Source organism: Arthrobacter sp. Dra40, assembly GCF_059091905.1.
Window position 1 is genome coordinate 1 of sequence record NZ_JBNHHB010000262.1, and the last position, 6,225, is coordinate 6,225.

A 6,225-nucleotide genomic window follows, 5' to 3' on the forward strand; every position below is an offset into this window, starting at 1 on the left:
ACTCGTTGTCGTACCAGCCAACAACTTTCACCTGATTACCCATAACCTTAGTCAGTCCCGAGTCGAAGATCGAAGAGGCCGGGTCTGTGACGATATCCGAGGACACGATGGGGGCCTCCGTATAGGTGAGGATCCCGGCCCAGTGCGGGTCGGCGGCGGCCTCCCTGAACGCGGCGTTCACCTCTTCGACGTCGGCTGCGCGGGACACGGTTACCGTGAGGTCGGTCATCGAACCGGTGGGCACCGGAACGCGGACGGCGAAACCGTCCAACTTGCCCTGGAGCTGCGGGAGCACGTGCCCGATGGCCTTCGCGGCACCGGTGGATGTGGGCACCAGGTTAATGGCTGCCGCCCGGGCGCGCCGCAGGTCCCGGTGCGGCCCGTCCTGCAGGTTCTGGTCGGCGGTGTAGGCGTGGATCGTGGTCATCAGCCCGTGTTCAATGCCGAACTTCTCGTCCAGCACCTTGGCCAACGGTGCCAGGCAGTTCGTCGTGCAGGAGGCGTTCGAAATCAGGTGGTGGGAGCCGGCGTCGTACTCACTGTCGTTGACGCCCATGACGATGGTGATGTCCTCGTCTTTGGCCGGAGCCGAGATCAGGACTTTCCTGGCACCGGCGTCAAGGTGCTTGCGGGCGCCGCCGCCCTTGTTGAAGCGGCCGGTGGATTCAATCACGATGTCGACGCCAAGATCGCCCCACGGCAGGGAGGCCGGGTCCTTCTCGGACAGGACGCTGACCTTGCGGCCGCCCACGATCAGGTTGCCGGCGTCAACTTCCACCGTTTCCGCCAGCACGCCCAGCACGCTGTCGTATTTAAGCAAGTGGGCCAGCGTATCCGCGTCGGTCAGATCGTTGACCGCCACGATTTCCAAGTCTGAGTCCTGAGCCAGCAGGGCGCGGAAGTAGCTGCGTCCGATCCGGCCGAATCCGTTGATACCAACTCGAGTAGTCATGTGCTTCTGCCTCATGGATGTGGCCGTGACCCGTGGTGGCTTCCCACCGGTCCGTGCCGTGGGTGGTCCGGTCTGCTAGGCCGGGGTGATCAGCGCCGAAGCGCCGGTGCGGGCGGCGTCGAAGCGGGCGGCGACGTCGGCCCAGTTGACGATGTTCCAGAAGGCCTTGACGTAGTCAGCCTTGACGTTGACGTAGTCCAGGTAGAAGGCGTGCTCCCACATGTCCAGCATCAGCAGCGGGATGGTGCCCACCGGGATGTTCCCCTGCTGGTCGTAGAGCTGCTCGATGACCAGGTTGCCGCCGAGCGGTTCGTAGGCCAGCACGGCCCAGCCTGAGCCCTGCAGGCTCAGCGCGGCGGCGCCGAAGTGGCCGCGGAACGCGTCGAAGGAGCCGAAGTACTCATCGATGGCGGACGCCAGCTCGCCGGTGGGCTTGTCGCCGCCTTCCGGGGAGAGGTTCTTCCAGAAGATCGAGTGGTTGGTGTGGCCGCCCAGGTGGAAGGCCAGGTCCTTGGACAGCTTCGGCACGTTGCCGAATTCGCCCTTGGAGCGGGCCTCAGCCAGCTGCTCCAGCGCGGTGTTCGCGCCGGCCACGTAGGTGGCGTGGTGCTTGGAGTGGTGCAGCTCCATGATCCGGGCCGAGATATGCGGCTCCAGGGCTGCGTAATCGTAATCGAGCTCGGGCAGTTCGTACTTGCTCATGTTCTTCCTCTTCTCGTCGGAATTACTGTGCGGAAACTACTAGGTGCACACTTCCACCCGGCACGGGTACCGCAGGGTTATCCCGCCGGGCTGCCTTTCTCATTCAAGCATGTCCGCGCCCGGCGCCGCAGCCGGACAGCTGGTATGACCTTCGACTAGCTATGAGCTCAGGCCCGGCCGGCACCGATCCGCGCCCTGGCAAAGCCCCAAAAAGGCGCCCAGCTCTTCCAAACCGGCGGGCCTCGTGGGCAAGTAATCGGTCAAGGCGCGCGAGCGTACGATGACTGCGCGCCACTGGCCACGCGATACCGCGACGTTGTTGCGGTTGCGGTTCAGCACGAATTCCATGCCCCGAGGTGCTTCGGCCGGAGCAGACACGGCCGTGGAAACGATCACGACGGGCGCTTCCTGGCCTTGGAACTTGTCTACCGTGCCGACTCGGACGTCCTGCAGGCCGGCTCGGTCCAGCACCGAACGGATCAGCTGGACCTGCGCGTTGTAGGGAGCCACCACGAGGATGTCCGTCCCGTCCAGCGGACGCGGGGCGACCGCGTTGTCTTCTCGCCACAACAGGCCCACATGCCGTCGGACCTGGGCAAGAACTTCGACGGCTTCTTCCGGCGACGATGTGGCGTTGCCCTGATGGTCTATGTAAACGCACTCCACCCCAGGCGGTGCTCCCTCCAGTTGCCGGGTGGCCGCGGCCGGCGTCGACTCAAGCCGGCCGTCGTAGGCCAAGACGGAGACGGCCCGGCAGAGGTCCGGGTGCATGCGCCAGCTCCGGGCGAGGAAATAGCCCAGTTCCGGCGGCAGGGTGGCATGGCCCGCGGAGAGCCAACCGAGTGCGGACTCATCAACAGGCTCCGGGTGCGTACCCTGGGTCACCTGGGGCAGTTGCTGCGGATCTCCCAGCAGCAGCAGGCGCTTTGCGGCGCGGGAAACAGCCAAGGTGTTCGCCAGCGAGAATTGACCGGCTTCGTCGATGACCAGCAGATCCAGCGACTTCGGCGGGACAGTCGAGCCCGTCATGGTCCATGCCGTGCCCCCGACCAGTGCCCCGCCCGGGGCTTCGAGCAACCGTGCCACGTCTTCAGCGCCCCGGTTCGGCCATGGCAGATCATGGTCGCCGTTAGGTTTCTTGGCAACCAGTTCCGCCGGTACGCCGGCCTTCTCGATGGCAGCGCGCAGCATGTTGTCCACCACGGCATGTGACTGGCCGACGACGCCAACCTTCCAGCCCCGTGCCACCAGCCGGGCGACGGCGTGCGAACCGACGTACGTCTTGCCGGTGCCCGGGGGCCCTTGAACCGCCAGATAGGAGTCCTGCAGGTCCCCGACGGCGGCGGTGATCGCATCCACGTAGCCGTCCGGGTGGTTCTGGACCTCGGGCAGTTCTTCCAAGGTTGCCAGCCGCGGCGGGAGCCGGCGCAGGAGGTCCAAGGCCGGTTCGGCCGGGAAGCCGGGGAGGGCGTTGGCGAGCGCTTCGGCGATGTCGGCGAGCGCCTGGCGGATAGAGGTTGTGGGCACGGGCTTGTCCGGCGTCAAGGCCACCGGGAACTCGGAGTATTCGTCCGCAGCGCGCGGCAGCCGCTCCTTCAGCAAGAGCGTGTCCTTCGCGCCGTCAGCACCGAGTTCCAACACTTCGGCACCGAACCAGAACGCGCGGTGGTTGACGCCGTCGCTCTGGTCGCGCAGAAACGCCGGGTAGGGCCGGTCGTAGAGGCGGCAGAGCAGGCTGCCCTCCTTGATCGTGGACCCCGGAGCCAGCCTGCCGGTGAGCCTCAGCAAGCGGACCGGGTTGCTGCGCGGCGTCGGCTTTTCCCACTCGGAAACCACGTGGGCGGCATCAACCGTGAAGACATCGCGGGTATCCGCCCAGTCCTCCACCGGGGCATCCAGCCGATCGAAATGCGCCCACCAGTACTGCTTCTCCTCGCGCCGGTGGTAGCCGACCGAGGCCGCGACCATGGCAACGGCCTGGTCGTCGGCGGTCAGCGGCTCGTTTCGGCCGGCGGCCTGTTCGGCGGCTGCCGACAGGTAGTCCAGCAGACGCCGTTCATCCGGCGCCACTGGCTCGTCCTCGGCCTCCGACGGCACACCGGCGAAGGCAGCCGTCGCGGGGGCGCTGCGCCCCGGGTCAATGCCGCGTTCGGCCGCCAGCCGCAGGAGCCAATTGCGCAGTTCCAACGTGGACAGGCAGTCGTATTCGTTGTAATCTGCAATGCTTTTCAGGACCGTCTCCGCTTCGGCATCCTTCCCGGCATCCCGCGCCGCAGAGTAGTGGGCGTAGGCAACCACTGAGGCTCCGGCGTCTTTGACGTCGCCGGAGCGCAGATTGTCTCCCATGTACAACGGCTCGAGCTTCTTGATGCTGTAGGAGTTTTCCGAGATCCGCAGGCTGTGCCGAACCGTGTCGTACAGATCTACCAGGATGCCTTCGCGCAGCAGATCGTCCACTGCTTCCTCGCCCACCAGATGCTGCAGCGATAGCCGGCGCAGCGCCGCCTTCTCGTAGTTGGCGTAGTGGTAGATGTGCAGTCCCGGGTATTGGCGCCGCCGCTCGGCCACATAATCCAGGAAGGCCGTCAGCGCCTGCCGCTCGCCGGCCCGGCTGTGCGCCCAAAAAGGTTTGAACGGCGGCGCGACGCCAGCGGCGGGTGGATTTTCCACCACTCCAAAAAGGTACTCCAAACCCCATACGCCGTCCGCGTCCTGCCAAAGAGGGTCTCCCTCGAAGTCGAAGAAGATGTCACCAGGATCCGGCACCGGCAGGCGGGACAGGGTGTTCTGCTCCAGGACGCGGTAGGCAACGGTGTGTTCCTCGCCGTCCTTCCGGTAGCTGACGCGGCCATCCGGCTCGGAAAAACCGGTCTGCATCCGGGCCTGGTCGCGCAGTCGCGCCAGCGCGCCCTCGGGCGATTCACTCGGGGGCAGTTCCAGGGCGGCCAGTTGGTCGATGGTTTTGATTCCGGCTGCGCGGAGTTTGCGGCGGCGGAGCGTGCTCATGTTCGCCACCAGCAGCAGGTCGCGGTGCAGCTGAACCTGTTCGGCACAGTAGTCGCAGCGGCCGCAAGCGGTCACGCTTTCGTCGCCCCAGCGGACTGGTTCCGGCTGCTGGCGGTGTGCGGCCACCAGGTCGAGGAACCTGCTGCGGCGTTCGCGGAAAACCGGCAGCAAGTCGGTCAGGCTGTGGTCGCTGCGTCGGCCGTCGCCGAGCACCAGCGTCACCGTCGGTGCCGCTGCGATGCCGGCCTGGAGAAGCTGGTCTCCGTAGGCCGCCAGTTGCAGCAGTGCGGTGACCTTGGCATGGCGCGCCAGCTTGGTGTCGTACACCGCGTAAGCGGGAGCACCGCCGTCGTTATTGGTTTTGACCAGGAAATCCGACCGTCCATGGAAGCGGCCGTCGAAAAAGGACGCTTGGAAGACCACATCGGCTCCGGAGCGCAGGGCCGCGATCGACTCTTCGTGCTTGGCCTGCAGGTCCCCGCGTGTGTAACTGCGGGTTTCGGCGATTTCGACCACACCCGCGCCGAAGGTGTCGCGGAACTCCTGCAGTACGCGGTGTTCATGGACATCGCCCAACTCCGCCGTGCGCTCCAGCATCTCGTTGCGGCCGAAGTCCGCCGCCGGGGAACGCCCCAACTTCTCATCCAGTCGGCGCAGCAACTGGTACTCGCACTCGGCGGCGATGACCAGATCGCTGGCCGTGTAGACCAGGTCCCGGTCGGCCCCGTCGGTTTCGGAGTCGAGCAGAAACACAATGCCTCCTTTTGGCAGGTGGTGCCAACCCGGCCGGCGGCAGGTTCCCCCAACGATAACCCGCCGCCGGCCGGTGCCTGCCGGCAATTACAGGTGTACCTGGCGGTCCTGACAATTTGGCGATCGGCCCAGTGGCAGCTGGCCTGTTACGCGATGTGACCGGTGTCTCTGCGGCGGTGGCGGAAGTGGTGGCTATACTTCCAAGAGCTTCAAGAATTGTGGCCGCCAAGCTCCGACTTTGGCCGCATACCAACCCCACGCTCGTTGGGTGGTTCGGATGACGAAGCGGCCTGCATCAGCCACTGGCTACCGATGCGGGCAAGAGCACGGGAAAGGACACGGCGCCCGGCGCCGGTTGCCATGGAAACTGCCAACGCCCCGCAACTCCAGGTTTTGAGTCTGGCCGACTATGAACAGGTCTCCGCAGCGAGGGAAGCCTTCGTGGATTTCCTGCTGACTGCAGCTCCGCCCACCCGCGGACAGCAGGCCGCTCTCGCCGCGGCGCGATGATCACACACGCCAAGCGGACACCACTGACGTCAGGGTCTGCGCCAACGCCCCCTAGGCCGGCATCGACGCCGCCACGGTCTGCGGGTACCCCCGCAGGGCCAGCGCCAACGCCCCCAGTGCCGGCACCAAAGCCCCCGGCGCCAACGCCCCCAGTGCCGGCGCCAAAGCGCCCAGCGCCAACGCGCCCAGCGCCAACGCACACAGGGCCGGCGCCGCAGCGAACGGATGCTGCCGGCCCGCGGCGGGCACGCGGGCTGCTGCTGGACACCGACGTCGTCGCCGAGCTGAGACACGAAAACCCG

General features: G+C 66.3%; 5 protein-coding genes and 1 riboswitch. Of the genes, 1 reads left to right on the top strand and 4 read right to left on the bottom strand.

What is annotated here, in order from left to right; translation table 11 throughout:
• The 3 genes from gap to AC5RWT_RS33290 all read right to left on the bottom strand — a co-directional run.
• The coding region (gap, locus tag AC5RWT_RS33280) for a type I glyceraldehyde-3-phosphate dehydrogenase (RefSeq protein WP_494083945.1) at positions 1-952 on the bottom strand (952 nt) is incomplete at its 3' end.
• Positions 953-1,027: 75 nt separating this feature from the next.
• Positions 1,028-1,654: a superoxide dismutase gene (locus AC5RWT_RS33285; RefSeq protein ID WP_494083946.1), complete on the bottom strand. Its 627-nt coding sequence runs from the start codon at positions 1,652-1,654 to the stop codon at positions 1,028-1,030.
• A gap of 159 nt (positions 1,655-1,813) precedes the next feature.
• The gene (locus AC5RWT_RS33290; protein WP_494083947.1) at positions 1,814-5,413 is read right to left on the bottom strand and encodes a TM0106 family RecB-like putative nuclease; all 3,600 of its coding nucleotides are present in this window, start codon (positions 5,411-5,413) and stop codon (positions 1,814-1,816) included.
• A gap of 207 nt (positions 5,414-5,620) precedes the next feature.
• A riboswitch (SAM riboswitch) is annotated at positions 5,621-5,744 on the top strand.
• Positions 5,745-5,773: 29 nt separating this feature from the next.
• Here AC5RWT_RS33290 and AC5RWT_RS33295 point away from each other — a divergent pair.
• A complete protein-coding gene (locus AC5RWT_RS33295; protein ID WP_494083948.1) occupies positions 5,774-5,923 on the top strand; it encodes a hypothetical protein in 150 nt (49 codons plus the stop codon).
• Positions 5,924-5,974: 51 nt separating this feature from the next.
• On the opposite strand, the gene AC5RWT_RS33300 is transcribed toward AC5RWT_RS33295, so the two are convergent.
• A partial coding sequence (locus tag AC5RWT_RS33300; protein WP_494083949.1) for a hypothetical protein occupies positions 5,975-6,225 on the bottom strand: 251 nt, incomplete at its 5' end.

Excerpts from the sequence above, each read along its gene's own strand:
- AC5RWT_RS33285 (WP_494083946.1), bottom strand. The coding sequence starts at position 1,654 with ATGAGCAAGTACGAACTGCCCGAGCTCGATTACGATTACGCAGCCCTG.
- AC5RWT_RS33295 (WP_494083948.1), top strand. The coding sequence starts at position 5,774 with ATGGAAACTGCCAACGCCCCGCAACTCCAGGTTTTGAGTCTGGCCGAC.